Source organism: Streptomyces hundungensis, from assembly GCF_003627815.1.
GTDB lineage: Bacteria > Actinomycetota > Actinomycetes > Streptomycetales > Streptomycetaceae > Streptomyces > Streptomyces hundungensis_A.
Window position 1 is genome coordinate 7,139,661 of record NZ_CP032698.1, and the last position, 25,533, is coordinate 7,165,193.

A 25,533-nucleotide genomic window follows, 5' to 3' on the forward strand; every position below is an offset into this window, starting at 1 on the left:
AGACTTAGCGAGATGGTTCGGTTAGCATCGCTTACATGTTGAATCTGGAGCGTCTGCGCACCCTCGACGCGGTGGCCCGGCACGGCTCGGTGGGCGGCGCCGCCGACACCCTGCACGTGACCACCTCCGCCGTCTCCCAGCAGCTCGCCAAGCTGGAGCGCGAGGCCGGCCAGCCGCTGCTCGCCAAGAACGGGCGCGGGGTGCGGCTCACCGACGCGGGCCGCCTCCTCGCCGAGCACGCCGCGCGCATCCTCTCCCAAGTCCAGGTCGCGCAGGCCGAGTTGGAGGCCCAGCGGGACCGCGTCGTCGGCGAGCTCAGGATCGCGGGCTTCGCCACCGCCGCACGCGGCCTCTTCCCCGCCGCGCTGGCCTCGCTCCGCGCCGACCATCCGAAGCTGACGGTCCGCTCCGAGGAGCAGGAGGCCGACGAGTCGGTGCGGGGCGTGCTGCTCGGCGACCTCGACCTCGCGCTCGTCCTCGACTGGTACAACAAGCCGCTGCCGCTGCCCGACGGGCTCGCCAAGCGGGCCGTCCTCGACGACGTGGCGGACGTGGCCCTGCCCGCGGGGCACCCGTTGGCCGCCCGCGAGGCGGTGGATTTGGAGGAGTTCGCCGAGGACGAGTGGATCACCTGGCCCTCGGGCGAGTTCTGCAACGAGTGGCTCCTCTTCACCCTGCGCGGCAAGGGCATCGAGCCGAGGATCGCCCATGTGGCCCGCGAACACGCCACGCAACTCGCCCTGGTCGAAGCCGGGTTGGGGGTCAGCATCGCCCCGCGCCTGGGCCGTGGCCCGGTGCCCGACGGGGTCAGGGTGGTCCCGGTGCGGGCCGCGATGAGCCGCCATGTGTACGCGGTGTGGCGCGCGGACGCCGACCGCAGACCCTCGATCCGGGCCGCGGTCGACGCGCTGGCGGCGGCGGGGCAGGGGCTGGAGTAGGGGAGCGGGTGGTGGGCGGGCCCCGCGCCCGCCGCGGGTGGGTGCCTGAACCCGCCTCGGGTAGGCGCCCGCATCCGCAGCCGGCGGGCACGCGCACTCACACCGGGCGCCCGCACCTACCGCCACCCGCGGTGGCCCACCCAAGGCCGCCACTCGCGGCAGGCACCCGCACCCAGGGCCGTCACAGATTCGGCCGTAGGCCTCAGCGCGCGAACGCGCCGCCCAGTTTGCGGAAGTCCCAGGACACCACGCGATCCGGGGTCAGCCGCAGCCACGCGTGCCGCCCGTCGTGGACCATCTCCTCCATGCCGAAGTTCTTGGCCGCGAACAGCGCCTCCACTTCGGCGAGTTCGGCGCACGGCTCACCGGTGCGCGGCGCCTCGCCGACCGGGACGACGCTGCCGCTGAGCTCCACCCCGCGCAGCTCCCCGTACTCCGTGCCGTCGTCCACCACCACCGCGACCCTCGGATCCTTGCCGAGCTGGGTCCAGCGCCGGCTACGGGTGATCGAGTACAGCCAGAGCGAGCCGCCGTGCCAGACGTACCAGAGGGGTGCGACATGTGGGCTACCGTCCGCCGAGACGGTGGCGACGCGGCAGGTGCGCCGGGCGCCGAGGAAGGCGTCGCGCTCCTCGTCACTCATCATGATCCGTCGGCCTCGGAGCTGTATGGCGGCCATGGCGCCTTCCCTTCCGTGCGTCGACGGTTCCCTGACGTCCAACAACCATGCGTGCCGCCATGTGTTCTGACGGTACGTCAGGAATCATGGCGTGCTCTTCCCTCGTCGCGCAATGGCGGTTAGCCTCCGGCGCCATGGCGACGAAGGAACTTCTCGCGCGGCAGCTCGATCCCGCTTCCACGGCCCTGATGACCGTCGAGTGCCAGCAAGGTGTGGTCGGGGCGGACAGTGCCCTGCCCGAACTCGCCAAACAGGCAAGGGAGTCGGGCGTACTGCACAACGTGGCGCGGCTGGTGGCCGGGGCGCACGAGGCGGGTGTCCAGGTGCTGCACGCGGTGGCCGAGCGGCGCCCTGACGGGCGCGGGGCCAACCAGAACGCGCGGCTCTTCAGGGCCGCCGAACGGCTGCCGGTGCAGCAGTACTCCGGCTCCCGGGCGGTGCGGATCGCCGAGCCGATCGAGGTGGCCGACGAGGACATCGTCGTACGCCGGCTGCACGGGCTTTCGCCCCTGTCCGGCACCGACGTGGACCCGCTCCTGCGCAACCTGGGCTGCCGCACCCTGATCGTCACCGGGGTCTCGGCCAACGTGGCGATCCCCAACGCGGTCTTCGACGCGGTGAACCTCGGCTACACCGCCGTGGTCGCCGCCGACGCGATCGCGGGGGTGCCGGCCGACTACACCCCCGCGATGATCCGGCACACCCTCGCCCTGGTCGCCACGGTGGCCACCACCGACGAGATCCTCGGCTGTCTGAGGGCGGGCCGCCGGGTCACGCGAGCTTGATCGAACCGCCCTCCACCGAGATCGCGGCGGCCGGCAGCGGGGCCGGCGCCGGGCCGGCCTTGACGCTGCCGTCCGTGACGTCGAACTTGCTGCCGTGACAAGGGCAGTTGATGGTCCCGTCCGTGACCGACGACACCGCGCAGCCCTGATGGGTGCACTTCGCGGAGAACGCCTTGAACTGGCCCGCGACGGGCTGGGTCACCACGACGCCCTCCTTGGCGAAGATCTTTCCGCCGCCCTGCGGGATGTCCGACGTCTTGCCGAGCACGCTCCCGGCGTCCTTGCCCCCGCCGTCCCCGGCGGGCGCCGCGTCCGGGGCCTTCGCCGCGCTGTCCGAGCCGCCCCCGCACGCGGTGAGCGCGGCCGCGAGCCCGGCCGCGCCCACACACGCGATGACGGTGCGGCGCGCCGGTACCTGGGCGGGTACGGGCTGCGATTCGGTGCTCATGCTGACTGTCCTCTCGACGTACGACGCGTAGCTGCGAGGGGGAGTACGGGCGCGGGAGGCGGGGCGTTCAGCGGCCGGGTGACCTGCCGGGGCCGGGCGCGGGGCGCGGAGGAAAGGAGTCGGGGGCCGCGGGGGCCGCGACGTAGCCTGTGCGCATGCTCACCGAAGTCACCGCGACCCGCTACGTCACGCCGTTGCGTGAGGGCGGGTCACTTCCGGGCATCGTCGAGGCCGACGATCTCGGAACCTATGTCATGAAGTTCACCGGGGCCGGCCAGGGCCGCAAGACGCTCGTCGCGGAGGTCATCTGCGGCGAACTCGGCCGCCGGCTCGGGCTGCGCGTCCCGGAACTGGTCACCATCCAACTCGACCCGGTCATCGGCCTGTCCGAGCCCGACCAGGAGGTGCAGGAGCTCCTGAAGGCGAGCGGCGGACTCAACCTCGGGATGGACTACCTGCCCGGTTCGCTCGGCTTCGACCCGCTCGCCTACCAGGTGGACGCGGCCGAGGCGGGCCGGGTCGTCTGGTTCGACGCGCTGATCAACAACGTCGACCGGTCGTGGCGCAACCCGAACATGCTGGTGTGGCACGGCGACCTGTGGCTCATCGACCACGGCGCCACGATGATCTGGCACCACAACTGGCCGGGCGCCGCCGCCTCCGCGGCCAAGCCGTACAACGCCTCCGACCACGCGCTCGCGCCGTTCGGCCCCGATGTCGCGGCCGCGGCCGCGGCCCTCGCGCCGCTGGTGACCGAGGAGCTTCTGACCGAGGTCGCGGCCCTCGTGCCCGACGAGTGGCTGCTCGACGAGCCCGGCTTCGAGACCACCGACGCGCTGCGCCGCGCCTATGTCGAGCCGCTGCTCGCCCGCGCCGCGACGATCCACGAGCGGATCACCCTGGACGCCCCCGCCGTCACCAAGCCCTCAGGGGCCCCCGGCTGGCTGACCGATCAACTCAAGCCCTGGCCGCACCCCACCAAGAACAGCACGAAGGACGACCACCGTTGAGCAAGCGCGATGTCTTCGAGTACGCGCTGCTGCGCGTGGTGCCACGCGTCGAGCGCGGCGAGTGTTTCAACGCGGGCGTGCTGGTCTACTGCCGCGCCCACTCCTATGTCGCGGCACGCACCCATCTGGACGAGGCGAAGCTGAGGGCGCTCGACCCGGGCGCGGACGTGCTGGGCGTACGGGCCGCGCTGCGCGCCGTCGAGGGGGTCTGCGGCGGCGGCGAGGGCGCCGGGCAGGCGGCGGGTGACGACGCCGGGCGCCGGTTCCGCTGGCTGATCGCGCCGCGCTCCACGGTGGTCCAGCCGGGCCCGGTGCACACCGGCCTGACCGCCGACCCCGAGGCCGAGACCGAGCGGCTGCTCGACCTGCTGGTGCGCTGAATCGGGCCGACCGAAGATGTGACATGCGCCGAGCGGATCCGTGGGCCGTTGACACCGGGTGCCAGGGCTTCTAGCGTCTCGTCTGCTGAAGCTACTAAGCGGTTGCTCAGTCACTGAGGGCCGCGGATCCCAGGGCGAGGAGAACAGCATGTCCACCACCGAGCAGCGCGTAGCCATCGTGACCGGGGCGGCGCGGGGCATTGGCGCCGCGACCGCCGTCCGGCTTGCGGCCGAGGGCCGGGCCGTCGCCGTACTCGACCTCGACGAGGCGGCCTGCAAGGACACCGTCGACACGATCACCGCGGCCGGCGGCCAGGCCATCGCCGTCGGCTGTGACGTGTCGGACGGCGCCCAGGTGGAGGCGGCCGTGGAGCGCGTCGCCTCCGAGCTCGGTGCGCCGACCATCCTCGTCAACAACGCCGGCGTGCTCCGCGACAACCTCCTCTTCAAGATGAGCGAGTCGGACTGGGACCTGGTCATGAACGTGCACCTCAAGGGCGCGTTCCTGATGGCCAAGGCCTGTCAGAAGCACATGGTGGACGCCAAGTGGGGCCGCATCGTCTCGCTCTCCTCGTCCTCCGCGCTCGGCAACCGGGGCCAGGCCAACTACGCCGCCGTCAAGGCCGGCCTCCAGGGCTTCACCAAGACCCTCGCCAAGGAGCTCGGCAAGTTCGGCATCACCGCCAACGCGGTCGCGCCCGGCTTCATCGTCACCGAGATGACCGCGCAGACCGCCGCCCGGGTGGGCATGGACTTCGAGGACTTCCAGGCGGCGGCCGCGAGCCAGATCGCCGTCCAGCGCGTCGGCTTCCCCGAGGACGTCGCCCATGCCATCGCCTTCTTCACCGGCGACGCCGCGGGCTTCATCTCCGGCCAGGTCATGTACGTGGCCGGCGGACCGCTCAACTAAGGCGAGGGAGAAGCGACATGACTGAACTTCCCGAACTGTCCGGCAAGGTCGCCCTGATCACGGGGGCCAGCCGGGGCATCGGCTACGGCGTCGCCGAGGCGCTCGTCGCCCGCGGCGACCGGGTCTGCATCACCGGCCGCGGTGAGGACGCCCTCAAGGAGGCCGTCGAAAAGCTCGGCTCCGACCGCGTCATCGCGGTCGCGGGCAAGGCCGCCGACGAAGCCCACCAGGCCGCCGCCGTCGAGCGCACCATGGAGGCCTTCGGCCGGGTCGACTACCTGGTCAACAACGCCGGTACCAACCCGGTGTTCGGCCCGATCGCGGAGCTCGACCTCGGCGTCGCGCGCAAGGTGTTCGAGACCAATGTGATCTCCGCGCTCGGCTTCGCCCAGCAGACCTGGAAGGCCTGGCAGCGGGAGAACGGCGGCGCGATCGTCAACATCGCCTCCATCGCCGGCGTCTCCGCCTCGCCCTTCATCGGCGCGTACGGCATGAGCAAGGCGGCCATGGTGAACCTGACGCTCCAGCTGGCGCACGAGTTCGCGCCGGTCGTCCGGGTCAACGCGATCGCCCCCGCCGTCGTCAAGACCAAGTTCGCCCAGGCGCTGTACGAGGGCCGCGAGGCAGAGGCCGCGGCGGCCTATCCGATGGGCCGGCTCGGCGTGCCGTCCGACATCGGCGGCGCCGCCGCGTTCCTCACCTCCGAGCAGTCGGCCTGGGTCACCGGACAGACCCTGGTCGTCGACGGCGGGCTCTTCCTGAACGTCGGAGTCCACTGAGGAAGCCCCGGCGAAGGCGCTCGCCGCTCTGAGCGGATGTGCTCCCGAATGTGCCCAGTGCCCCGTTGAGACGGTCGGTTGACCCAGCGGGGCACTGCGGTATGGTCTGCCGCCACGGCCGATCGAGGAGCGTGCACGTGTTCAGACGGACCAGCCGCCGGCGCACCGGCGCGGCCCTTGCGTCCATAGCCGCGCTCGGTGGCTGCGGACTGCTCCCGGGCAGCGGTTCGGGGGCCCAGCAGGGCATCACGGTGGGGACGACGAGCGAACCGAGCACCCTCGACCCGGCCGCCTCCTGGGACGGATCGTGGGAGCTCTACCGCAATGTCTTCCAGACCCTGGTGGCCTTTCCGACCGGCAGCACCTCGCCCCAGCCGGACGCCGCGCAGTCCTGCCGCTTCCGGGACAGGACCAGCCGCACCTTCACCTGCACCCTGCGCACGGGACTGACCTTCTCCGACGGGACGAAGCTCGACGCCCACGCCGTCAAGTACTCGATCGACCGCATCGTGAAGATCAATGTGAAGGCCGGACCCAAGGGCCTGCTCAGCAGCCTGGACACGGTCACCGCCGACGACGACCTCACCGTCACCTTCCACCTGAACAAGCCCGACGCGACCTTCCCCTATGTGCTCGGCGCGCCCGCCATGTCGATCGTCGACCCCGCGACCTACCCGGCCGACAGGCTCCGCGACGACGGCGGCCTGACCGGCTCGGGCCCGTACACGCTGGAGTCGTACAAGGCCGGCGACCGTGCCGTCCTGAAGAAGAACATCGGCTACCAGGGCTTCGCACAGCCCGAGAACGACGGCGTCACCATCCGCTACTTCCACGATTCCACCACCATGGTGGACGCCCTCAAGAGCAAGCGGATCGACGTCACCTACCGCGGCATCACCGCCGACGAGGTCGAGGACATCCGCCAGGAGAAGGCCGCGGGGAAGCCGCTCCAGCTCATCGAGAACAGCGGCACCGAGATCCGCTTCCTGGTGTTCAACCCCAAGGATCCGCAGGCCGCGAACCCGGCGGTGCGCCGCGCGATCGCCCAGGTCGTGGACCGCGACGCCCTGGTCGCCAAGGTCTACAAGGGCACCGCCGAACCGCTGTACTCGATGGTCCCCACCGGCGTGAACGGGCACACCACCAGCTTCTTCGACACCTTCGGCTCGCCCAGCGTCCCCAAGGCGAGGGACATCCTGCGCATGGCGGGCGTCAACGGCCCGGTGCCGCTGACGTTCTGGTACACCACCGACCGCTACGGCTCCTCCATGGCCGCGGAGTTCGCCGAACTCAAACGGCAGCTCGACGACTCGGGACTCTTCGACGTGACGCTGAAGAGCCGCCCCTGGAAGACCTACACCGAGGGCTTCCAGGCCGGCGACTTCCCCGTCTTCGGACGCGGCTGGTTCCCCGACTTCCCCGACCCGGACAACTTCATCGCCCCCTTCGTCGGCGAGGAGAACGCCGTCGGCACGCCGTACGAGCCCCGCGAGATCACCACCCGGCTGATCCCGCAGTCCCGCCAGATCTCCGACCGGGGGGCCGCGAGCAAGCAGTTCGAGCGGGCCCAGGACGTCCTCGTCGACGACGTGCGGCTGCTGCCGCTGTGGCAGGGCAGGCTCTGCATCGCGGCGAGCGACGACATCGCGGGCGGCGAGCGCGCCCTGGACCCGCAGACGGTGCTTCAGATGTGGGAGCTGCACCGCAAGACCAGCTGGTAGAGACGGGCGCGGACGGCGTTGTCAGTGGCGGCGGGTAGGTTCGGAAATCCGCAGTGAGAGTGCGGAGTCGAACCGAATGTCCCACGGAGGTTGTTGACGTGACCGATACCGCCATGCTGCCCGAGTCCTGGCAGGGCGTCCTCGGCGAGGAGCTCCAGAAGCCGTACTTCAAGGAGCTCACCGCGTTCGTCGAGGAGGAGCGGGCGAAGGGCCCCGTCTTCCCGCCCCGCGAGGAGGTGTTCGCGGCCCTTGACGCGACGCCGTACGACCAGGTCAAGGTCCTGGTCCTCGGTCAGGACCCGTACCACGGAGAGGGCCAGGGGCACGGGCTGTGCTTCTCGGTGCGCCCCGGCGTTCGGACGCCGCCCTCGCTGCGCAACATCTACAAGGAGATGCGCGACGAGCTGGGTCTGGACATCCCGGACAACGGCTACCTCATGCCGTGGGCCCAGCAGGGTGTGCTGCTGCTCAACGCGGTGCTCACGGTCCGCTCCGGCGAGGCCAACTCGCACAAGGGCAAGGGCTGGGAGAAGTTCACCGACGCGGTGATCCGCGCCGTCGCCTCGCGGCCCGACCCGGCGGTGTTCGTGCTGTGGGGCAACTACGCGCAGAAGAAGCTGCCGTTGATCGACGAAGAGCGCCACGTCGTGGTCAAGGGAGCGCACCCCTCGCCACTGTCCGCCAAGAAGTTCTTCGGTTCGCACCCCTTCACGCAGATCAACGAGGCGGTCGCGGCGCAGGGGCACGCCCCCATCGACTGGCGCATCCCCGACCTGGGCTGAGGCGGGTGGCCGGGGGAGTGACGGTGCGCGGTGCGTCGGCGGGGGTGTGACGGCGTCCGGCTGACAGCGCGGGGCGGCCGACCGAGCCTGAGGCCGATTGTCAGTGGGGGCCGCTAGCGTCGACGACGTTCGAGTTTCGCGACGACTGGTGGAGTACAGCGGTGACGGACATGCAGGAAGCTTCCGGGGACCTCGTGATGACCCGCATCGGGCAGGCGATGATGCTGCTGCACGGCGGGGACCGAGAGGAGGCCCGCAACCGTTTCGGCGCCCTGTGGACCCAGATCGGCGAGGACGGGGACGCCCTCCACCGCTGCACCCTGGCCCACTACATGGCGGACGCCCAGGACGATCCCGGGGACGAACTGGCGTGGGACCTGCGGGCGTTGGCCGCCGCCGACGGGCTGAGCCAGGACCGCCTCGCCGAGCACCACGCCTCGCTCGCGGTCCGCGCCTTCTACCCCTCGCTCCACCTCAACCTCGCCGCCGACTACATCAAGCTGTACCGCCCCGACGACGCGAGGCTCCACATCGAGCGGGCGCACGACGCCCTGGACACGCTGTCCGACGACGCGTACGGAAACGGCATCCGCGAGGCGGTGCGGCGCCTGGAGCGCCGACTGGACGCCGTGTAGGGGCTGACTTTGCGCTGACGCTCTGTCAATTACCGTACGTAGCACGGCAGATGCGGGCGCGGGCGGTGAGGAAGAGGGGATGAGGCGGAGGGGTGAGGAGGAGGGGCGCGCCCAGGGGGTGGCCTCCGGGCGGGCCGGTCCGGATCAGGCTCCGGTCGTGCCGTCGATCGCCTCGCGAAGGAGATCGGCGTGGCCGTTGTGGCGGGCGTACTCCTCGATCATGTGGGTGTAGATCCAGCGCAGGTTGAAGTGCCGGCCGTGCCGGGCGGTGCCCACGCTGAGGTCGTCGAGATCGTGTCCGGCCGCGGCGTCCCGTGCGGCGGCGACCTCGCTCCGCCAGGTGGAGAGCGCTTCGGCATGGGTGTCGTCGGGGCCGAAGTGGAAGTCGCCGTCGGGGTCCTCGTCGGTGCCGTAGACGCCCTCGTCCGTCCCTCCCTCGAACACCGAGACGAACCACCAGCGTTCGACCTCGGCGAGATGGCGCAGCAGCCCGAGCAGGGTCAGCTCGGAGCTCGGGACGGCGGCGTGCTTGAGCTGCTCGTCCGTGAGCCCGGAACACTTCCATACCAGCGTCTCGCGGTGATAGTCCAGCCAGCCGTCGAGCATGGCCCGCTCACCGGCGTCCAGGGCGGGTTCGTTGCGCTCCGTGGTCTCGGCCGTGGGTACCTCGGGGGTCGTCATGGCGTCATCTTGACTCCTGGCCATGGCCTTGGCCAACGGTTATCGGTGCGCGGGCCCGGTCAGCATGCCGCTCAGCACCTCGGTGAAGCTGCGGCGGATCTCCGCCTCGGACGGCACCTCGGCGTGGTAGGAGCCGGCCGCGCAGGAGAACATCAGGCCCTCGCTGAACGAGATGAGGGACAGGGCGTGCCGCTCGGGCGCACTCGATCCGGCCGACCGCATCAGATCCACCAGCGGAGCCCTGAACTGTCGCCCGGCCGTGTCGTAGTACGCGCGCAGCTCGGGCCGCCGCGTGGCCTCAAGGGCCAACTCGTAACGGGATACGAGTAGTTCGCGGTGGCCGGTGAGGTAGCGGTGCAGGGCGAGGGCCAGCGCCCCGGCGAGCTCGTCGAGGCCGCCGCCCGCTACCGGCATCTTGGCCGGGACGAGCACCTTGGCCTCGCGCTCGGCCTGGCGCCGTACCGCGGTTTCGAGCAGCGCCTGCCGGGTGCGCGCCTGGTTGGAGGTCGAGCCTTGCGGCAGTCCGGCCCGCTCGTCGACGGCGCGGTGGGTCAGCCCCCGCATGCCGCGCTCGGTGAGCAGGGCGAGCGCGGTGTCGGCGATGAGTTCGGCACGTGAGGTGCCGGGGGTGCGTGCGGCCATGGTCGCAATCTATCGCCTTCACTACGGGTGTAGTAACGTGGCTGGCGGTACTACAGGTGTAGTCGACAGGGGGCGTCATGAGGAAGTACAGCGACACCGAGGGACCGCGCGCGGTGGTCGTCGGCGGCGGCATCGGCGGTCTCACCGCCGCCGCGACCCTGACCCGGCGCGGCTGGCGGGTCACCGTCCTGGAGCGGGCCGAGGAGCTGAAGCCGGTCGGCGCCGGCATCGCGCTCGCCCCCAACGGCCTGCGGGCCCTCGACGTCATCGGCCTCGGAGACCCGATCAGGGCGCTCGCCGCCTGGCAGGGCGAGGGCGGTCTGCGCACCCCGAGCGGCCGCTGGCTCTCCCGCACCGACCCCCAGGCCGCCATCGACGCCTTCGGCGACCCGGTCGTCCTGCTGCACCGGGCGACCCTGACCGCGACGCTGGCCGGCGCGCTCGCGGAGGGCACCCTGCGGACCGGCTCCGCGGCCGAACTGATCGACCCGGGGGCCGCCGACCGCCCCGCCGTGGTCCGCACCGCCGACGGGGACATCGAGGCGGAGCTCGTCGTCGGCGCCGACGGCATCCACTCCGCGCTGCGCACGGCGCTCTTCCCCGCCCACCCGGGCACCACGTACTCCGGGTTCACCACCTGGCGCCTCGTCGTGCCCGACCCGGGTCGGCCCTTCGCGCCGCACGAGACCTGGGGGCCGGGCCGCATCTGGGGCACCCAGCCCATGAAGGACGGCCGGATCTACGCGTACGCGGCGGCCAGGACGCCGCAGGGCGGACACGCCTCCGATGGTGAACCGGCCGAACTGCGCAGGCTGTTCGCCACCTGGCACGAGCCGATCCCCGCGATCCTCGAAGCGGCGGGTGAAGGGCCGGTGCTCCGCAACGACGTGCACCACATCGCCGAGGCGCTGCCCGCCTACCACCGCGGCCGGGTCGCCCTCATCGGCGACGCCGCGCACGCCATGGCCCCCACCCTCGGCCAGGGCGGCAACCAGGCCATCGAGGACGCCATCGTCCTGGCCCACCACGCCGACCCGGGTGGCGGCCTCGCCGGCGGCCTCGCCCGCTACAGCGCCGACAGGCTGCCCCGCACCATGGGCCTCGTGCGCACGGCGGACCGTACCGCGCGTCTGAACATGCTCCGCAACCCGCTCGGCATCGCGGTGCGCGACACCCTGATCAGCGGCCTCTCGACGCTGGCGCCCGGACTACTGCTGCGCTCCTTCGCCTCGACGGCCACCTGGCAGCCCCCCGCCGCACGTATGCTGACCAGGCAAGAAAGCTCACCATCGCTCGGCGACAGGAGAACCCCGTGAAGGTCGGATGCATCGGGCTCGGGGACATCGCGCAGAAGGCCTATCTGCCGGTTCTGACCACGCTCGCGGGCACGGAACTGCATCTACAGACCCGCACCCCGGCCACCCTCGACGCGGTGGCCGCCGCCCACCGCATACCGGCCCGGCAGTGCCACACCGACCTCGACGCGCTGCTCGCCCAGGGGCTCGACGCGGCGTTCGTCCACGCGCCGACCGCGGTGCACCCGGAGATCGTGACCCGGCTGCTCGAAGCGGGCGTCCCGACCTATGTCGACAAGCCGCTGGCGTACGAACTCGCCGAGTCCGAGCGGCTGGTGGCGCTCGCCGAGGAGCGCGGCGTCAGCCTCGCCGTCGGCTTCAACCGGCGCCTCGCCCCCGGCTACGCCCAGTGCGCCGACCATCCGCGCGAGCTCATCCTGATGCAGAAGAACCGCGTCGGACTGCCCGAGGACCCGCGCACCCTGGTCCTCGACGACTTCATCCACGTCGTGGACACCCTGCGCTTCCTCGCGCCCGGCCCGATCGAGCACACCGTCGTACGCGCCCGGGTCCGCGAGGGCCTGATGGAGCATGTGGTCCTTCAGCTCTCCGGCGACGGTTTCACCGCGATCGGCACCATGAACCGGCTGAACGGGTCCACCGAGGAGATCCTGGAGGTCTCGGGCCAGGACACCAAGCGCCAGGTCCTGAACCTCGCGGAGGTCGTCGACCACAAGGGCCAGCCGTCCGTGCGCCGCCGCGGTGACTGGGTGCCCGTCGCCCGCCAGCGCGGGATCGAACAGTCCGTCCACTCCTTCCTCGACGCGGTACGAGCCGGAAAGACGCTCAGCGCCCAGGACGCGCTGGCGACTCACGAGCTGTGCGAGAGGGTGGTGCGGGAGGCCCTGGAACAGGCTTCCTGAACGCCCGCGCGCCTTCGGCCGCGCAGTAGCCGGCAAGCGCGACAAGGGCCGCGTACACCGCCCAGTCGCCCAGGCGCACATAGGGCGTGGTGCCGGTCGCCAGCGGGACGTCGTACACCGCGGAGGTACTGGCGGAGGTGGGCAGCCATGCCCCGATCCGGGCGCCGTCGGGACCGTGGACGGCGCTGATGCCGGTCAAGGTGGCGTGCACCATCGAGCGGCCCGTCTCGGCGGCGCGCAGCGCGGCCAGCGAGGCGTGCTGGGCGGGTGCCCAGGTGTCCTGGAACGACGAGGTCGAGGACTGCGCGATGAGCAACTGGGCGCCGCCGCGCACCAGATGACGGCTCATGTCGGGGAACGCGGACTCGAAGCACACCAAGGGACCCACCCGCACCGCGTCCGGCAGCGTCATCACCACCGGAGTGGTGCCGCGCCGGCGGTCCTCGTCGGCCGCCTTGCCGACCGAGGTCGCCCAGCCGAGCAGCGAACGCGCGGGGATGTACTCGCCGAACGGCACGAGCCGCATCTTGTCGTAGCGCTGCCCGGTGGGCCCGTGGGGCCCCACGAGGACCGAGCTCTTGAAGATGCCGGGCTTGTCGGAGCGGCGCGCGTCCACGTTCACCAGGATGTCGGCGCCGACCTCCGTGGACAGCTTCGCGATCCGCGCCGCCAGATCGGGCCGGGCCGCCAGGTCCTGCCCGACACTGCTCTCGCCCCACACCACGAGGTCGACGTGCCGTCCCGCGAGGGCCCGGGTCAGCGCCTCACCGCGAGCGAACCGCGCGTCACCGTTCTCGATCACGCCCGGCTGCACCACGGCGATCCTGATCCGGCCCTCCTCCCGCATGTGCGGAGCCCACATCCACACGGCCCCCGTCAGCAGGGCGCACACCATGAGCGCGGACACCATGGCGATACGGGCAGGGCGGAGCACCACCAGGAGGGCGACGGCGGTGTTCACCGCCACCACGAGCAGGCTCACCAGCCAGACCCCGCCCACCGACGCCAGACGCAGCGCGAACGGCACCTGCCACTGACTGGCGCCGAGCAGCCCCCACGGCCCGCCGAGCCCCTGCCACGACCGGCAGAGCTCCACCACCAGCCAGCCCGACGGCACCACCACGACCGCGGTCAGCGCGCGCGGCACGGAGGGGCGGCCCCCCATGGCCGAGCGCACCAGCACCCCCCACGGCGCCCACAACAGCCCGAGAAGCCCGGCCAGGACCACGATGAAGACGCTCAGGCTCGGCAGCAGCCAGTGGTGCACCGCGAGCATGAACCCCGTGCCCCCGAGCCAGCCGTCGAGCGCGGCCCGCCGGACGCTGCCCGCGGAGCGCACGAGCAACAGCAACGGCACCAGCGCCCCATAGGCCGACCACCACAGCGCGGGCGCCGGAAAGGCGAGCGCGGGCAGCGCCCCGGCGAGCAGCGCGGCCGCGCCTCGCCACCAGGCCGAGCTCAGGCGTGGACCGTGACGGCCGACCGGGATCCGCATACCGCGCCTCCTTGCCCACCCCCGTGATCAGTTGGCTTCCGCACTGCCAGTGTGCGGGAGAGGCGGCGTCGCGCACAGACGGCCCCGCGCCCGGCGCGTCCCGTCCGCCCCTCAACCCCCGGCGAGCGCCCCCGACATCCGCCGCCACTTCTCGTGCACGGTCACCGAGCTGAGCCGCCACCCCGCTTCGGTGCGCAGCAGCGAGAACGCGTAGCGGCCGCCGGATTCGAAGTCGGGGGCTGACGGGGCGCCGTCACCGTCGCCGCCGAAGCACATCGGGTTGAGGTAGTCGGCGCGCAACTCGGCGCGGTCGCCCGGGTAGCCGCCGAGGTCCTGGAGGGTGAGCAGCCGGTTGGTGATCAGGTGCTGGCGGACCGGGAAGAGCCGCAGGGTCTCCGCGAGCCACCGGGCCACCTCCTCGACGGAACCCGCGATGCCGCCCGCGGCGCCGTAGTCCGCGCGGCCGTCGGGCGCGAACAGGGCGCGGTAGGCGGCCCAGTCCCCGTCGTCGACGGCCGCCGCGTATCCGGTGATGAGTTCGTCGATGGCCAGGCGGTCGAGGAGGGTCCCGAGATCCACGCGCTGTGTCATCGGCTCAGTCTCCGCCAGGGTGACCCGAACGCCAAGAGCCCGGCGCTTGTGGCTGGTTGACGCTTCGTGCTACCGCTGGCGCATGACGGACGAGACGACCCCGGCGGTACGCAGCGAACGCAACGGCCCGGTCACCACGGTGATCCTCTCGCGTCCCCGGGCGCGCAACGCGGTGGACGGCCCCACCGCCCGGGCGCTCGCCGAAGCCTTCCGCGCCTTCGAGGCGGACGAACGGGCGGCGGTCGCGGTGCTCTGGGGCGAGGGCGGCACGTTCTGTGCGGGCGCCGACCTCAAGGCGATCGGCACCGAACGCGGCAACACGGTGACCGAGGACAGCGACGGGCCGATGGGCCCCACCCGGCTGCGGCTCTCCAAACCGGTGATCGCGGCCGTGGCCGGGCACGCGGTGGCGGGCGGCCTCGAACTCGCCCTCTGGTGCGATCTGCGCGTGATGGAGGAGGACGCCGTGTTCGGGGTGTTCTGCCGCCGCTGGGGCGTCCCCCTGATCGACGGCGGGACGGTACGCCTCCCACGGCTGATCGGAGCCGGCCGCGCCATGGACCTCGTCCTCACGGGGCGGCCGGTGGACGCGGCCGAGGCGCACGCCATCGGCCTCGCCGACCGGGTCGTGCCGCCCACGACCGCGCGCGCCCGGGCCGAACGGCTGGCCGCGGAGATCGCCGCGTTCCCCCAGACATGTCTGCGTCACGATCGGATGTCGCTGCTCGAACAGGAGGGCCTCGGCGAAACCGAGGCGCTGCTGGGCGAGGTGCGGCACGGCGTCCACGCACTGGCCGAGGCGGCCGAGGGCGCCGCGCGGTTCGCGGCGGGGGCCGGTCGGCACGGAACCTTCGACAACACCGCCTGAATCAGGGCCTGTTGGGGCCGTGAGCTACGCCCGGCGGATGTACGGCGTCGTCAGCGTGAGCGGGACGAAGCCGAGGCGGCGCAGGATGGGGCGGCTCCGGTCCGAGGCGTCGACCTGGAGATAGCGGCAGCCCCGCTCGGCGGCGACCCGGGTGCGATACGCGATCAGGGCACGGTAGATGCCCCGGCCGCGCCACTCGGGCAGGGTGCCGCCGCCCCACAGACTGGCGAACTCCGTACCGGGATGGACCTCCATGCGCGCCGCGCTCACCGGCACCTCCCCGGCCATCGCGACGACCGCCGTGACGGTCTCGGGGGCCTGGATGAACTGGGCGAGCAGGCGCTCCCCGACGCGGGCCGAGCCCGGGCCGAAGGCGCCGTCGTGGACACGGGTCATCAGGGCCACCCCGGCCTCGTCGACGACCGGGCGCAGGGTGATACCGGCCGGGGGCTCGACATCGAGGGGGAGGTCAGCGACCCGCGCGACCATCACGGTCTCCTCGGGCTCGGCCTCGAACCCGGCTGCCGCCAGCCGCAGGCCGAGGTCGCTCGGGCGGTCGTGGGCGTACAGCTTCCACTCGAACTCGTTGCCCAGCGCGGCGAAGTGGCGTACCTGCGCCGCGATTTCGGCGTCCGCGCTCGACGCGGTCAGGTCGGACCAGAGGATGCCGTTCCACACGGGGGCGGGACCCACCTGCCGTAGGACGTCGCCGGACCGCTCGACCGTGGCGCCCGGTCCGTCCGGCAGGGCGTGCTGCCGCATCTGCCGGTCGAAGACCGCGAGCAGTTCGTCATCGGGGGCGCCGGCCGGCGCGTCGGTGTGCATCCGGCCACTCCACCAGCGGGCGCGGGACGCGGCAACCGAATAGACGCGGCGAGGAAGAGACCCGGCGACCGAATGGACACGGCGAGGACGAGACGCGGCTACCGAAGACGCGGCGAGGAAGAGGCGCGGCGACCGCGTAGACGCGGCGACCGAAGGGGGTCGGCTCAGGTCCGCGGCTTCGAGACGGCTCCCGCGGCGAGCGGGGTCGTCTCACCCACCGCGGCGGCCCAGTCGGCGAGCAGCCGCTCGTACTCCTCGGCGGGCCACTGCCCGTCCGCGCCGTCGACGAGCGCACGGATGGCGTCGTTGGCGGCATCCGCGTCGGACGGCGTGGGGCCGGGACGCTCGGAGGAGGAAGACATGTGACCAGGCTACGGGTCCGGTCGGACATTCGGCCCGTCCGAACCGTCGAAGCCCAGGTGGGAGCGGTGCGAGGTGGTCAAGGTCACAGCCGGGGGGATGTTTGGAGCGGCGTACGTCACGCTGCCTGGGCGGTGTTGTCGCGTACGGCGGCGGCCCATTCGACCAGGAGCCCGTGGTAGCGCTCCTCCTCATCGGGCGAGAGGCGGCCGTCGGACTGCTCCCACAGCGAGCGGATCTCCGCGTTCACCACGTCGGCAGGGCGAAGGGAACGGCAGTCGTAAGTCGGGGGCATGGGACAAGCCTACGGCCATGAGGTGACCCACCGCCACGGAGTAGGAACTCTCAGCCAACATGAGGCAGTTGACGGGCGCGGAGCGGCGGTTGCGCAGGGGGCCGGGAACGGGAACCGGACGGCGAGAACCGGACACGCGGCGCGTCGCCCACGACAACTGACCGGCGCCACCGAGGCGTTGTCCCCCACGGGGACGGGCGCCGCCGCCTATCCTCGCGCAATGGAGCAGAGCGAGGTTCTCAAGCGAGTGATCGGCATTCTCACCGAGGCCGGGGACTACCGCCGCCGCATCGAACAGGACGAGGAACGGGGATCCCGCAACACGGAGATCGGCATCGTGACCGCCCTGCTGAACGAGACGATGCCGCACATCGAGATCCCGGCCGACGCGACGCCGCAGGAGATGGCGACCCTGGTGGCGCGCGAGGTCGGCGGGGCCATCCAGCAGCTCGTGGCCGCCTTCAGCCTTGCGTTCGTGGCCCTCGCCCAGGTCCATGACTCCGGCGAGCAGGACGTGTCGTCGGCCGATGTGTTGCAGGACCTGGCGCTGCGCGCCGAGGAGGCCAAGGGGGACGGACCGCAGACGTCGCGGGAGTGAGCGCCTCGACCGCCGCCCCGCCGGGCCGGGTCAGAGCCCGCCGCCCGCGTCCGGGGCGAGGGTGCCGACGGCGATGAGGACGAACAGGGCGATGCCCAGCACGATGCGGTAGACGACGAACGGCATGAAGCTCTTGGTCGAGATGAACGTCATGAACCAGGCGATGACCGCGTAGCCCACCGCGAAGGCGATGACCGCGGCGACCAGGGTGGGCAGCAGGGGGGCCTGCCCGGGGCCGCCCGCGTCCTTCAACTCGAAGACCCCGGACGCCAGGACGGCCGGGACGGCGAGCAGGAACGAGTAACGGGCCGCCGCCTCGCAGGTGTAGCCCATCAGCAGGCCGCCACTGATGGTGGCACCCGAGCGCGAGACGCCCGGGATGAGCGCCATGGCCTGGCAGATGCCGTAGATCAGACCGTCCCGGGTGCCGAGTTCGCGCAGCGACTTGCGTTCCCTGGCGGCGCGGTGGCGGCCGCCCGACTCGTCACGGGCCGCCAGGCGGTCGGCGATGCCGAGCACGACGCCCATCGCGACCAGGGTGGTGGCGATCACCCGCAGATCGCGGAACGAGGTGTCGATCTGGTGCTTGAGGACGATGCCGAGCACCCCGATCGGGATCGAGCCGACGATGACCAGCCAGCCCATCCGCGCATCGGGGTCGGCGCGCAGGGAGCGGTCGGTGAGCGAGCGGAACCAGGCCGAGACGATCCGCGCGATGTCGGAGCGGAAGTAGATGAGCACGGCCGTCTCGGTGCCGATCTGAGTGATCGCGGTGAACGCCGGCCCCGGATCCTGCCACCCCGCGAAGGCGGCGGTCAGCCGCAGATGAGCGCTGGAGGAGATCGGCAGGAACTCCGTAAGACCCTGGACGAGCCCGAGTATGAACGATTCGAACCAAGACATGGGGTGCTGCGCCATCCAAGGGGGGTCGGGGTCACGGCCGTTGGGCACGCCGAGGACCCGCCGGAACCCCGGGGCGGCCGTCGGCCCCCCGGTGATCTCGCGCGGATCGAGGGGCACGTTAACGAGCCCGGGTTAACGGAGGGTTGATGCCGTGCGGCCTGTGGGCATCCCGCCCGGCGCATCCCGCCCAGCCGCCCCTCCGGCTGAGGCACGACCCGTCCCCGACGGGCCCGCCCCGCCCCTACCGCTTGCGCAACGCCTGTCGCTTGCGCCAGGCGACCGTCGCGGCCGCGGCGCCGCTCAGGACGATGAAGCCCATCGCGATCAGAAAGGCGGGCGAGGTCGGTGACGAGGCGCTGCCACCGGCGACGACGTAGGCGAGGGTGTTGGGCACCGAGCCGAGCCCCGTCGCCAGGAGGAAGGGCGCCCAGCCCATGCGCGAGACCGCCGCACAGTAGTTGGCGGCGGCGAACGGCACGCCGGGGAAGAGCCGGATCGCCATCATCGAGCGGAACCCGTGCCGGGACAATTGGCCGTCCGCGGCCTTCAGCCAGCGCCCGCGTACCAGCGGCCGCAGCGCGTCCTGGCCCAGCACCCGGCCGAGACCGAACGCGATGCCCGCGCCCAGGACCGTGCCCACCAGCGACGACACGAACCCGGCCGAGGTGGCGAAGAGGGCACCGGCCGCCAGGTTGAGGATCGGGCGCGGTACGAACGCCGCGGCGCACAGCCCGTACGCCAGCGCGAACAGGGCCACCGCTCCGGCACCGCCCAGCTGGGGCGGCCAGCCGTCGGCGAGCAGCCGCTGCGGCTGGAGCACCAGCACGGCGCTCCCCGCGGCCGCGAGCACCACCACGAGCAGCGTCAGTCTCGACCACGGCGAGAGCAGTGCTCTCCCGCAGCGTGCGGCGAGACCGGACGTGGACCGGGCGGCGGGCTGGAACATCCGGGGAGAGTAACCGACAAAGGCCCTCGCGCGCCGTAAGCGACGTCCCGGACGACCTCCCGCACAGCGTCCCGCACGACGCCCGCACGGCACCCCGCACGACGCCCGCACGGCATCCCGCACCAAGTCCCGCACCCCGTCCGCGTACCGTGCGTACGGTGACTCCATGACCCCTCGCGCACCCCACAGCCCGCTCGCCGACGACGTCCTCGCGCGCCTGGTGCGGGTGTATCCCGAGGGCGGGGACCCCCACCGGGCCGGCGAGATGGTCGCGTACATGAAGGGCGTCGCGCCCTTCCTCGGCATCCGCAGCCCCGAGCGCCGCGCGCTGTCGCGAACCGTGCTGGACGGCCTGGCGAAGCCCGCCGAGGCGGACTGCGCGGCCGTGGCGCTGCGGTGCTGGGCGCTTGAGGAGCGTGAGTACCACTACTTCGCGGTGGACTATCTGCGCCGGTACGTCCGGGTCTGTTCGTCCGCGTTCCTGCCGGTCGCCCGGCACCTCGTCGTCACCACCTCGTGGTGGGACACCGTCGACCACCTCGCGGCCCATGTCGTCGGCCCGCTCGTCGCCGCCGACGCCGAGCTGGCCGGCGTGATGGACCGGTGGATCGACGACGACGACCTCTGGCTCGCCCGCACCGCCCTGCTCCACCAGCTCACCTACAAGGAACGCACCGACGCCAACCGCCTCTTCGACTACTGCCTGCGCCGCGCGGCGCACCCCGACTTCTTCATCCGCAAGGCCATCGGCTGGAGCCTGCGCGAGTACGCCAAGAGCGACCCCGGCGCGGTCCGCGCCTTCGTGGCGGCGGAGGGCGAACGGCTGTCCCCGCTGTCCGTGCGCGAGGCGCTCAAGAACCTGTGACGGGCGTCGGCCGCGCCAACTCCCGCCCTGAGAAAACCATTCGACGCCCCCGCACCCGCCAGGGATGATCGGCGACATGTCCAGGTACGCCTTCCTCACAGCGCCGTCCGCAGTCGCGGGCAGGCCGGAGGCTGCCGTCTGCACAGCGGTCGACGTCCTCGTGGCCGTGGCGCCCCTCGGCGGCGCCCGAAGCTGACCCTTCCCGGACATTCCGGCGGACCCCGCACGGGGAGGGTCGGCCGGATCCAGGGGTCCCAGCTCAGTTCCGCGACCACGCGAGGGACAACTCAGCCATGCCCAAGACGGCATACGTACGCACCAAGCCCCACCTCAACATCGGCACCATGGGCCATGTCGACCACGGCAAGACCACCCTGACCGCCGCCATCACCAAAGTGCTCGCCGAGCGCGAGGGCGGCACCACCACCCGGTACGTCTCCTTCGACCGGATCGACCGGGCCCCGGAGGAGGCCGCCCGCGGCATCACCATCAACATCGCGCACGTCGAGTACGAGACCGACACCCGCCACTACGCGCACGTCGACATGCCGGGCCACGCCGACTACGTCAAGAACATGGTCACCGGCGCCGCCCAACTGGACGGGGCGATCCTCGTGGTCTCCGCGCTCGACGGGATCATGCCGCAGACCGCGGAGCACGTCCTGCTCGCCCGCCAGGTGGGTGTGGACCACATCGTGGTCGCGCTCAACAAGGCGGACGCCGTCGACGACGGCGAGGACGCGGTGCTCACCGACCTGGTCGAGCTGGAGGTGCGCGAGCTGCTCTCCGCGCACGGCTACGGAGGCGACGGCGTGCCCGTGGTGCGGGTCTCGGGGCTCAAGGCCCTTGAGGGCGAGCCGCGTTGGACCGAGGCGATCGGCGCGCTGCTCGACGCGGTGGACACCTATGTGCCGCTGCCCGAGCGGTATGTGGACGCGCCGTTCCTGCTGCCGGTGGAGAACGTGCTCACCATCACGGGCCGCGGCACCGTCGTCACCGGAGCCGTCGAGCGCGGCACGGTACGCGTCGGCGACCGGGTGCGGGTCCTGGGCGCGGAGGTCGAGTCCGTGGTCATCGGCCTTGAGACGTTCGGCAAGCCCATGGACTCGGCGCAGGCCGGCGACAACGTCGCGCTGCTCCTGCGCGGGGTGGCGCGCGACGCGGTCCGCCGTGGTCACGTGGTCGCCGAGCCCGGCAGCGTCACGCCCAGCCGGAGGTTCACCGCGCAGGTGTACGTCCTGTCGACGCGCGAGGGGGGTCGTGCCACGCCCATCGCCACGGGCTACCGTCCGCAGTTCTACATCCGTACCGCGGACGTGGTCGGGGACGTGGACCTCGGGGAGCTCGCGGTGGCCCGGCCCGGCGACACGGTCACCATGACGGTGGAGCTCGGCCGTGACATGGCCCTGGAGCCGGGCCTCGGCTTCGCCATCCGGGAGGGGGGCCGCACGGTGGGCGCCGGAACCATCGCCACCCTCCTGTAACAACCCCCTGGGGCTCCGCCCCAGACCCCAGGCGCGCTTGCCCACCCACCCGCCCGTGACGGGGGTTGGACAGCCCCGGGCCCCTGGGGCTCCGCCCCAGACCCCGTATCGCGCCTTAAGGGCGCTCGTCCTCAATCGCCGGACAGGCTGAAGGTGCTGGCCAGCACCGAGCAGTTAAGGGGCGCGGGGAACTGCGCGCCCAGCCCCGCACGGCCCGCAGCCAAAAACGGGTTTCCAGGGGCGCGAGGAACTGCGCGAGAAGCGAGCACGGCCCGCACGGTGGAGGGGGTGCAGGGGCGCGGGAAACTGCGCGAGAAGCGAGCACGACCCGCACGGTGGAGGGGGTTTAGGGGCGCGGGGAACTGCGCGAAGCTTGGAGCCGGGCAAGCTGCCGGCGGCCGGGCGCACAATGGGAGCGTGAACGACGACCACCGCTCCGCACCCATACCCGTAACCCGGGACGTCGACCAGGGCACAGCCAAACTGCTGCCCGACATCGACCGCGAGCGCGCCTGGCTGCTGACCGTGAACGGCGCCCCGCAGTCCTACGTCGACCTGGACGACCCCACCTACATCGAGTTCGAGTACGTACGCCGCCTCGCCCACGTCGTGGACTGCGCGGCAGAGGAGGGCGCCCCCCTGGACGTGCTGCACCTCGGCGGCGGCGCCCTCACCCTGCCCCGCTATGTCGCGGCGACGCGCCCCGGGTCGCGGCAGGACGTCGTGGAGGCCGACCGCGCGCTGCTCCAACTCGTCCGCGAGAAGCTGCCGTTGGCCCCGGGCATCGGGGTGACCCCGCACGCTGCGGACGCCCGGGCCTGGGCGCAGGCCGCCCCCGCCGCCTCCGTGGACCTGCTGATCGCGGACGTCTTCGGCGGCTCACGGGTGCCCGCGCACCTCACCTCGGTCGAGTACGCCCGGGTCGCCGAGCGGGTCCTCAAGCCCGAAGGGATCTACGCGGCCAACCTCGCGGACGGCGCGCCGTTCACCTTCCTGCGCTCCCAACTCGCCACGTTCCAGGCCGTGTTCGCGGAGGTCGCACTCATCGCCGAGCCGTCGGTGCTGCGCGGGCGGCGGTTCGGGAACGCGGTACTGCTCGCCTCCCGGCATCCGCTGGACGTCGCGGCGCTGGCCCGGCGCACCGCGGGGGACGCCTTTCCCGCCCGGGTCGAGCACGGCGACGCGCTGCGCCGGTTCATCGCACAGGCGCCGATGGTGGACGACACGGCCGCACGGCCCTCACCCGAGCCGCCCGAGGGCGCCTTCGGCATCGGCTGACGCCGCCGGCCCGGCCAGGGCCACCGGCTCCCCGCGCCGAGTGAGACGACGCACGTCGGGCACGCACAGGACCGCGGCGGTGAGCAGCACGATCAGCGCCGAGCAGCCCCACAGCGCGCTGGTGCGCCCGACCGCGTTCTGCGCGGGCCCGGCGAGCGCGGTGGCCACCGGGACCATGGCGATCGAGCCGAGCCAGTCGTAGGCGGAGACCCGTGAGAGCTTCTCCTCCGGAATCTCCTGATTGAGCGCGGTCATCCAGGAGACGCCGAAGACCTCGATGGAGACGCCCGTCAGGAGCATGACCGCGGCGAGGCCGGCCACCGGCAGCGGCACCGCGAGCGCGGCCGACGGCAGCGCCAGCGGAAAGACGCACAGGCTGCCCGCGAGCAGCAGCCGCCGCGGCTTCCAGCGCATCATCAAGAAGGCACCGGCGACCGTGCCGGCGCCGAACGCGGCGAGCGCGAGCCCCCACGGGCCCGGGCCGCCCAGCTCGTCACGGGCCACCAACGGCCCGTACACCGCTTCGGCGGCCGCGACCACGGCGTTGACCACCGCGAACTGCACCACGATCGCCCACAGCCAGGGCCGTGTGACGAACTCGCGCCAGCCCTCGCGGAGATCGGAGACCATGCCGCCGCCCGCCGAGCGCGCCGGTATGTGGCTCACGTCGAGGAAGGCGCGCAGCGCGCCCGCCACCGCGAACGCCGCCGCGTCGATCGCCAGCACCCAGCCCGGCCCGAAGGCGGCGATCAGCGCGCCGCCCAGCGCGGCCCCGCCGATGCCCGCGCCGTGCATCGCCATCCGGTAGAAGGCGAAGGCGCGCCCCGCCTCCACGCCGCTGACGCTGGACATCAGCATGCCTTCGGAGGCGGGCCCGAAGAACGCCTGGCCCACCCCGCCGAGCGCGGTGAGCACCATCATCTGCCAGAGGCGGGGGTCGCCGGTCAGGACGAGGAGCGCGAAGGCACCCTGGGAAAGGAAGTTGAGGGTGTTGGCGGCCACCATCACCCGGTGCCGGGGCAGCCGGTCGGCCAGCGCGCCGCCGACCAGGAGGAAGAGCACCAGCGGTACGGTGCGCGCCGCCGCGACCAGACCCACGTCCCCGGCGTCGCCGCCGGAGCTCAGCACCGCGAACGCCGCCGCGATCAGCGCGCCCTGGCTGCCCAGGTTCGTGACGATCGCGGCGGCGGTCAGCAGGGTGTAGTTGCGGCCCGCCCAGGACGGACGGCGCGCGGGCGGCGAGGTGCGCGCGGGCGGGGGGATGGCGGCGGAAGTCACCCTGGGACTATCGCCGCCGCCACCCCGCGGCGGCAAACGCGGTGCCGCCCGGGGCCGTCAGGAGGTGGCGGGCACCAGCCGGATGGTGCTGAGGATCTTCTGGATGGTGTCCTCGGACACCGCGTCCGGGACACCGGTGTTGGCGATGAGACTCCAGGCGGCGAGATCGCCCTTGGCGGTCTTGAAGCCGAACAGCACGGACTGGCCCTCGGTGGAGCACTTGTCCGTCTTCTTCACGCCGGTCGTCTTGGCGCGCGCCACGCTGCCCTGAAGGCCGGACTTGGTGGTGTAGGGGACCGGCTTCTCTCCGGTTATGTGGTCCTTGTCCGGCTGCGTGTAGGCGAAGTACAGCCAGTCGTCGGCCTGCTCGGCCGCCTCGCCCGTGTCCTTCGCGCCGTTGGCGCCCTTGGTGCCGACGGTGACGAGCCGGGTGCTCACGTCGCGGCCGCTGCTGCTCTTGGTGGTGCACCACTTGGACTTGTAGTAGGCGGGGGCGGACATCGTCATGCCGCCGAACCCGTTGGGGTCGGCGTCGTCGGACCAGCCCGTGCTCATGGTGGGGCTGTCGACCTCCCAGTCCGGCGGCACGTCGAAGGCATCGCCCTTGGCCGGGTTCACCACGACCTTCCAGCCCGCGATCACCGGCTGGACGGCGGCGCCGGCGCCGCGCGGGTTGGGCGCGGGGGAGGACGGCGCCGCCGAGTCGGAGGCCGGGGCCGAGGGCGACTTGGTGTTCTTGCCGTCCGCCTGCGGGGTGCCCTTGTCGTCGTCCTTGAGGACCACGACACCGGTCACCGCGGCGGCCACGACCACGGCGGTGGCGGCCACGATGGCGATGATCGTGGTCTTCTTCTTGTCGTTGTTCTGCGGCGGCTGCGGCGGCCCGGGCGGACCGGCCACCGGGTACTGCGGAACCGTCGGCTGCTGGTACGGGTTGGGCGTCTGGTATCCCTGCGGCGGGTATCCGGGCGGCTGCTGCCCCGGCTGCTGATAGGGATTGGGCTGCTGGTACCCCGGCTGCTGGTACGGGTTCTGATTCGGATCCTGCGGGTTCTGCTCGCCCCCGGGCGGCTGCTGTCCTGGCCACATGGCCAGTAACCATAGAGGTGCGCACCCGCTGCTGCTACGGCCGCCCCCGG

29 protein-coding genes are annotated in these 25,533 nt (G+C 72.2%); 16 read left to right on the forward strand and 13 right to left on the reverse strand.

Going from position 1 to position 25,533, the window contains the following annotated elements; all coding sequences use genetic code 11:
* Nucleotides 1-35 precede the first annotated feature (35 nt).
* Nucleotides 36-938, forward strand: a complete 903-nt coding sequence (locus DWB77_RS31720; protein WP_120725415.1) for a LysR family transcriptional regulator — start codon at nt 36-38, stop codon at nt 936-938.
* 202 nt (nt 939-1,140) lie between these two features.
* Here DWB77_RS31720 and DWB77_RS31725 read toward each other — a convergent pair whose 3' ends face one another.
* The gene (locus tag DWB77_RS31725) at nt 1,141-1,617 is read right to left on the reverse strand and encodes a pyridoxamine 5'-phosphate oxidase family protein (protein ID WP_120725418.1); all 477 of its coding nucleotides are present in this window, start codon (nt 1,615-1,617) and stop codon (nt 1,141-1,143) included.
* Between the two features lie 134 nt (nt 1,618-1,751).
* Here DWB77_RS31725 and DWB77_RS31730 point away from each other — a divergent pair, with 134 nt between their 5' ends.
* Nucleotides 1,752-2,402 carry an isochorismatase family protein gene (locus tag DWB77_RS31730; RefSeq protein WP_120725419.1) on the forward strand — a complete coding sequence of 217 codons (651 nt, stop codon included), beginning with the start codon at nt 1,752-1,754 and terminating at the stop codon, nt 2,400-2,402.
* On the opposite strand, the gene DWB77_RS31735 is transcribed toward DWB77_RS31730, so the two are convergent.
* On the reverse strand, nt 2,389-2,850 hold the full coding sequence (locus DWB77_RS31735) for a Rieske (2Fe-2S) protein (RefSeq protein ID WP_120725421.1): 462 nt from the start codon (nt 2,848-2,850) through the stop codon (nt 2,389-2,391). The two genes, DWB77_RS31730 and DWB77_RS31735, sit on opposite strands and share 14 nt — an antisense overlap.
* A gap of 155 nt (nt 2,851-3,005) precedes the next feature.
* On the opposite strand from DWB77_RS31735, the gene DWB77_RS31740 reads away from it, so the two are divergent.
* The 7 genes from DWB77_RS31740 to DWB77_RS31770 all read left to right on the forward strand — a co-directional run bounded on the left by DWB77_RS31740 (nt 3,006) and on the right by DWB77_RS31770 (nt 9,067).
* Nucleotides 3,006-3,860: a HipA family kinase gene (locus DWB77_RS31740; protein ID WP_120728471.1), complete on the forward strand. Its 855-nt coding sequence runs from the start codon at nt 3,006-3,008 to the stop codon at nt 3,858-3,860.
* The gene (locus DWB77_RS31745; RefSeq protein ID WP_120725423.1) at nt 3,857-4,240 is read left to right on the forward strand and encodes a DUF3037 domain-containing protein; all 384 of its coding nucleotides are present in this window, start codon (nt 3,857-3,859) and stop codon (nt 4,238-4,240) included. The genes DWB77_RS31740 and DWB77_RS31745 overlap by 4 nt, the downstream gene beginning before the upstream one ends.
* A gap of 148 nt (nt 4,241-4,388) precedes the next feature.
* Nucleotides 4,389-5,150: a 3-oxoacyl-ACP reductase FabG gene (gene fabG / locus DWB77_RS31750; protein ID WP_120725425.1), complete on the forward strand. Its 762-nt coding sequence runs from the start codon at nt 4,389-4,391 to the stop codon at nt 5,148-5,150.
* A 17-nt stretch (nt 5,151-5,167) separates the two neighbouring features.
* Nucleotides 5,168-5,929, forward strand: coding sequence for an SDR family oxidoreductase (locus DWB77_RS31755; protein WP_120725426.1), 762 nt, complete (start codon nt 5,168-5,170; stop codon nt 5,927-5,929).
* Between the two features lie 137 nt (nt 5,930-6,066).
* Entirely contained in the window at nt 6,067-7,650 is a 1,584-nt protein-coding gene (locus DWB77_RS31760) for an ABC transporter substrate-binding protein (RefSeq protein WP_428985165.1), read from the forward strand.
* Nucleotides 7,651-7,748: 98 nt separating this feature from the next.
* On the forward strand, nt 7,749-8,432 hold the full coding sequence (gene ung / locus DWB77_RS31765; RefSeq protein ID WP_120725430.1) for a uracil-DNA glycosylase: 684 nt from the start codon (nt 7,749-7,751) through the stop codon (nt 8,430-8,432).
* A 161-nt stretch (nt 8,433-8,593) separates the two neighbouring features.
* Nucleotides 8,594-9,067 carry a hypothetical protein gene (locus DWB77_RS31770; protein WP_120725432.1) on the forward strand — a complete coding sequence of 158 codons (474 nt, stop codon included), beginning with the start codon at nt 8,594-8,596 and terminating at the stop codon, nt 9,065-9,067.
* A 144-nt stretch (nt 9,068-9,211) separates the two neighbouring features.
* On the opposite strand, the gene DWB77_RS31775 is transcribed toward DWB77_RS31770, so the two are convergent.
* Together DWB77_RS31775 and DWB77_RS31780 are read right to left on the reverse strand one after the other, a co-directional pair.
* Nucleotides 9,212-9,748 (reverse strand): DinB family protein, encoded by a 537-nt coding sequence (locus DWB77_RS31775; protein ID WP_120725434.1) that lies wholly within the window; start codon nt 9,746-9,748, stop codon nt 9,212-9,214.
* A 39-nt stretch (nt 9,749-9,787) separates the two neighbouring features.
* Nucleotides 9,788-10,390 carry a TetR/AcrR family transcriptional regulator gene (locus tag DWB77_RS31780; protein WP_120725436.1) on the reverse strand — a complete coding sequence of 201 codons (603 nt, stop codon included), beginning with the start codon at nt 10,388-10,390 and terminating at the stop codon, nt 9,788-9,790.
* A gap of 77 nt (nt 10,391-10,467) precedes the next feature.
* Here DWB77_RS31780 and DWB77_RS31785 point away from each other — a divergent pair, with 77 nt between their 5' ends.
* Together DWB77_RS31785 and DWB77_RS31790 are read left to right on the forward strand one after the other, a co-directional pair.
* Complete coding sequence (locus tag DWB77_RS31785) at nt 10,468-11,706, forward strand: FAD-dependent oxidoreductase (RefSeq protein WP_120725438.1); 1,239 nt, start codon at nt 10,468-10,470, stop codon at nt 11,704-11,706.
* Entirely contained in the window at nt 11,703-12,608 is a 906-nt protein-coding gene (locus DWB77_RS31790; protein ID WP_120725440.1) for a Gfo/Idh/MocA family protein, read from the forward strand. The genes DWB77_RS31785 and DWB77_RS31790 overlap by 4 nt, the downstream gene beginning before the upstream one ends.
* Here DWB77_RS31790 and lnt read toward each other — a convergent pair.
* Both lnt and DWB77_RS31800 read right to left on the reverse strand, forming a co-directional pair.
* Nucleotides 12,532-14,103: an apolipoprotein N-acyltransferase gene (gene lnt, locus DWB77_RS31795; protein ID WP_120725442.1), complete on the reverse strand. Its 1,572-nt coding sequence runs from the start codon at nt 14,101-14,103 to the stop codon at nt 12,532-12,534. The two genes, DWB77_RS31790 and lnt, sit on opposite strands and share 77 nt — an antisense overlap.
* A 111-nt stretch (nt 14,104-14,214) precedes the next feature.
* Nucleotides 14,215-14,694, reverse strand: coding sequence for a nuclear transport factor 2 family protein (locus tag DWB77_RS31800; RefSeq protein ID WP_120725443.1), 480 nt, complete (start codon nt 14,692-14,694; stop codon nt 14,215-14,217).
* 82 nt (nt 14,695-14,776) lie between these two features.
* On the opposite strand from DWB77_RS31800, the gene DWB77_RS31805 reads away from it, so the two are divergent.
* Nucleotides 14,777-15,562, forward strand: coding sequence for a crotonase/enoyl-CoA hydratase family protein (locus DWB77_RS31805; RefSeq protein ID WP_120728473.1), 786 nt, complete (start codon nt 14,777-14,779; stop codon nt 15,560-15,562).
* Nucleotides 15,563-15,586: 24 nt separating this feature from the next.
* On the opposite strand, the gene DWB77_RS31810 is transcribed toward DWB77_RS31805, so the two are convergent.
* From DWB77_RS31810 to DWB77_RS38025, 3 genes are all read right to left on the reverse strand, one after another.
* Entirely contained in the window at nt 15,587-16,387 is an 801-nt protein-coding gene (locus tag DWB77_RS31810; RefSeq protein WP_120725445.1) for a GNAT family N-acetyltransferase, read from the reverse strand.
* A gap of 164 nt (nt 16,388-16,551) precedes the next feature.
* Nucleotides 16,552-16,749 (reverse strand): hypothetical protein, encoded by a 198-nt coding sequence (locus DWB77_RS31815; RefSeq protein ID WP_120725447.1) that lies wholly within the window; start codon nt 16,747-16,749, stop codon nt 16,552-16,554.
* Between the two features lie 116 nt (nt 16,750-16,865).
* The gene (locus tag DWB77_RS38025; protein ID WP_162952648.1) at nt 16,866-17,042 is read right to left on the reverse strand and encodes a hypothetical protein; all 177 of its coding nucleotides are present in this window, start codon (nt 17,040-17,042) and stop codon (nt 16,866-16,868) included.
* 220 nt (nt 17,043-17,262) lie between these two features.
* Here DWB77_RS38025 and DWB77_RS31820 point away from each other — a divergent pair, with 220 nt between their 5' ends.
* Entirely contained in the window at nt 17,263-17,640 is a 378-nt protein-coding gene (locus DWB77_RS31820; RefSeq protein WP_120725449.1) for a hypothetical protein, read from the forward strand.
* Nucleotides 17,641-17,670: 30 nt separating this feature from the next.
* Here the strand turns inward: DWB77_RS31820 and DWB77_RS31825 are convergent, their stop codons facing one another.
* Nucleotides 17,671-18,543: an undecaprenyl-diphosphate phosphatase gene (locus DWB77_RS31825; protein ID WP_120728475.1), complete on the reverse strand. Its 873-nt coding sequence runs from the start codon at nt 18,541-18,543 to the stop codon at nt 17,671-17,673.
* Nucleotides 18,544-18,784: 241 nt separating this feature from the next.
* A complete protein-coding gene (locus tag DWB77_RS31830; RefSeq protein ID WP_120725451.1) occupies nt 18,785-19,489 on the reverse strand; it encodes a TVP38/TMEM64 family protein in 705 nt (234 codons plus the stop codon).
* A 166-nt stretch (nt 19,490-19,655) separates the two neighbouring features.
* On the opposite strand from DWB77_RS31830, the gene DWB77_RS31835 reads away from it, so the two are divergent.
* The 3 genes from DWB77_RS31835 (at nt 19,656) to DWB77_RS31845 (ending at nt 23,116) form a co-directional block, all read left to right on the forward strand.
* The gene (locus DWB77_RS31835; protein ID WP_120725453.1) at nt 19,656-20,354 is read left to right on the forward strand and encodes a DNA alkylation repair protein; all 699 of its coding nucleotides are present in this window, start codon (nt 19,656-19,658) and stop codon (nt 20,352-20,354) included.
* 293 nt (nt 20,355-20,647) lie between these two features.
* A complete protein-coding gene (gene tuf / locus DWB77_RS31840; RefSeq protein WP_120725455.1) occupies nt 20,648-21,838 on the forward strand; it encodes an elongation factor Tu in 1,191 nt (396 codons plus the stop codon).
* 417 nt (nt 21,839-22,255) lie between these two features.
* The gene (locus DWB77_RS31845; protein WP_120725457.1) at nt 22,256-23,116 is read left to right on the forward strand and encodes a spermidine synthase; all 861 of its coding nucleotides are present in this window, start codon (nt 22,256-22,258) and stop codon (nt 23,114-23,116) included.
* On the opposite strand, the gene DWB77_RS31850 is transcribed toward DWB77_RS31845, so the two are convergent.
* Both DWB77_RS31850 and DWB77_RS31855 read right to left on the reverse strand, forming a co-directional pair.
* Nucleotides 23,078-24,394, reverse strand: a complete 1,317-nt coding sequence (locus DWB77_RS31850) for an MFS transporter (protein ID WP_120725458.1) — start codon at nt 24,392-24,394, stop codon at nt 23,078-23,080. The two genes, DWB77_RS31845 and DWB77_RS31850, sit on opposite strands and share 39 nt — an antisense overlap.
* 57 nt (nt 24,395-24,451) lie before the next feature.
* Nucleotides 24,452-25,483 (reverse strand): hypothetical protein, encoded by a 1,032-nt coding sequence (locus DWB77_RS31855; protein ID WP_120725460.1) that lies wholly within the window; start codon nt 25,481-25,483, stop codon nt 24,452-24,454.
* Between the last annotated feature and the right edge of the window lie 50 nt (nt 25,484-25,533).

What these genes read in the sequence shown, in the direction of transcription:
- DWB77_RS31720 (WP_120725415.1), top strand. Translation starts at nt 36, where the DNA reads ATGTTGAATCTGGAGCGTCTGCGCACCCTCGACGCGGTGGCCCGGCAC.
- DWB77_RS31725 (WP_120725418.1), bottom strand. Translation starts at nt 1,617, where the DNA reads ATGGCCGCCATACAGCTCCGAGGCCGACGGATCATGATGAGTGACGAG.
- DWB77_RS31730 (WP_120725419.1), top strand. Translation starts at nt 1,752, where the DNA reads ATGGCGACGAAGGAACTTCTCGCGCGGCAGCTCGATCCCGCTTCCACG.
- DWB77_RS31735 (WP_120725421.1), bottom strand. Translation starts at nt 2,850, where the DNA reads ATGAGCACCGAATCGCAGCCCGTACCCGCCCAGGTACCGGCGCGCCGC.
- DWB77_RS31740 (WP_120728471.1), top strand. Translation starts at nt 3,006, where the DNA reads ATGCTCACCGAAGTCACCGCGACCCGCTACGTCACGCCGTTGCGTGAG.
- fabG (WP_120725425.1), top strand. Translation starts at nt 4,389, where the DNA reads ATGTCCACCACCGAGCAGCGCGTAGCCATCGTGACCGGGGCGGCGCGG.
- DWB77_RS31755 (WP_120725426.1), top strand. Translation starts at nt 5,168, where the DNA reads ATGACTGAACTTCCCGAACTGTCCGGCAAGGTCGCCCTGATCACGGGG.
- DWB77_RS31775 (WP_120725434.1), bottom strand. Translation starts at nt 9,748, where the DNA reads ATGACGACCCCCGAGGTACCCACGGCCGAGACCACGGAGCGCAACGAA.
- DWB77_RS31780 (WP_120725436.1), bottom strand. Translation starts at nt 10,390, where the DNA reads ATGGCCGCACGCACCCCCGGCACCTCACGTGCCGAACTCATCGCCGAC.
- DWB77_RS31785 (WP_120725438.1), top strand. Translation starts at nt 10,468, where the DNA reads ATGAGGAAGTACAGCGACACCGAGGGACCGCGCGCGGTGGTCGTCGGC.
- lnt (WP_120725442.1), bottom strand. Translation starts at nt 14,103, where the DNA reads ATGCGGATCCCGGTCGGCCGTCACGGTCCACGCCTGAGCTCGGCCTGG.
- DWB77_RS31800 (WP_120725443.1), bottom strand. Translation starts at nt 14,694, where the DNA reads ATGACACAGCGCGTGGATCTCGGGACCCTCCTCGACCGCCTGGCCATC.
- DWB77_RS31805 (WP_120728473.1), top strand. Translation starts at nt 14,777, where the DNA reads ATGACGGACGAGACGACCCCGGCGGTACGCAGCGAACGCAACGGCCCG.
- DWB77_RS31810 (WP_120725445.1), bottom strand. Translation starts at nt 16,387, where the DNA reads ATGCACACCGACGCGCCGGCCGGCGCCCCCGATGACGAACTGCTCGCG.
- DWB77_RS31815 (WP_120725447.1), bottom strand. Translation starts at nt 16,749, where the DNA reads ATGTCTTCCTCCTCCGAGCGTCCCGGCCCCACGCCGTCCGACGCGGAT.
- DWB77_RS38025 (WP_162952648.1), bottom strand. Translation starts at nt 17,042, where the DNA reads ATGCCCCCGACTTACGACTGCCGTTCCCTTCGCCCTGCCGACGTGGTG.
- DWB77_RS31820 (WP_120725449.1), top strand. Translation starts at nt 17,263, where the DNA reads ATGGAGCAGAGCGAGGTTCTCAAGCGAGTGATCGGCATTCTCACCGAG.
- DWB77_RS31825 (WP_120728475.1), bottom strand. Translation starts at nt 18,543, where the DNA reads ATGTCTTGGTTCGAATCGTTCATACTCGGGCTCGTCCAGGGTCTTACG.
- DWB77_RS31830 (WP_120725451.1), bottom strand. Translation starts at nt 19,489, where the DNA reads ATGTTCCAGCCCGCCGCCCGGTCCACGTCCGGTCTCGCCGCACGCTGC.
- DWB77_RS31835 (WP_120725453.1), top strand. Translation starts at nt 19,656, where the DNA reads ATGACCCCTCGCGCACCCCACAGCCCGCTCGCCGACGACGTCCTCGCG.
- tuf (WP_120725455.1), top strand. Translation starts at nt 20,648, where the DNA reads ATGCCCAAGACGGCATACGTACGCACCAAGCCCCACCTCAACATCGGC.
- DWB77_RS31855 (WP_120725460.1), bottom strand. Translation starts at nt 25,483, where the DNA reads ATGTGGCCAGGACAGCAGCCGCCCGGGGGCGAGCAGAACCCGCAGGAT.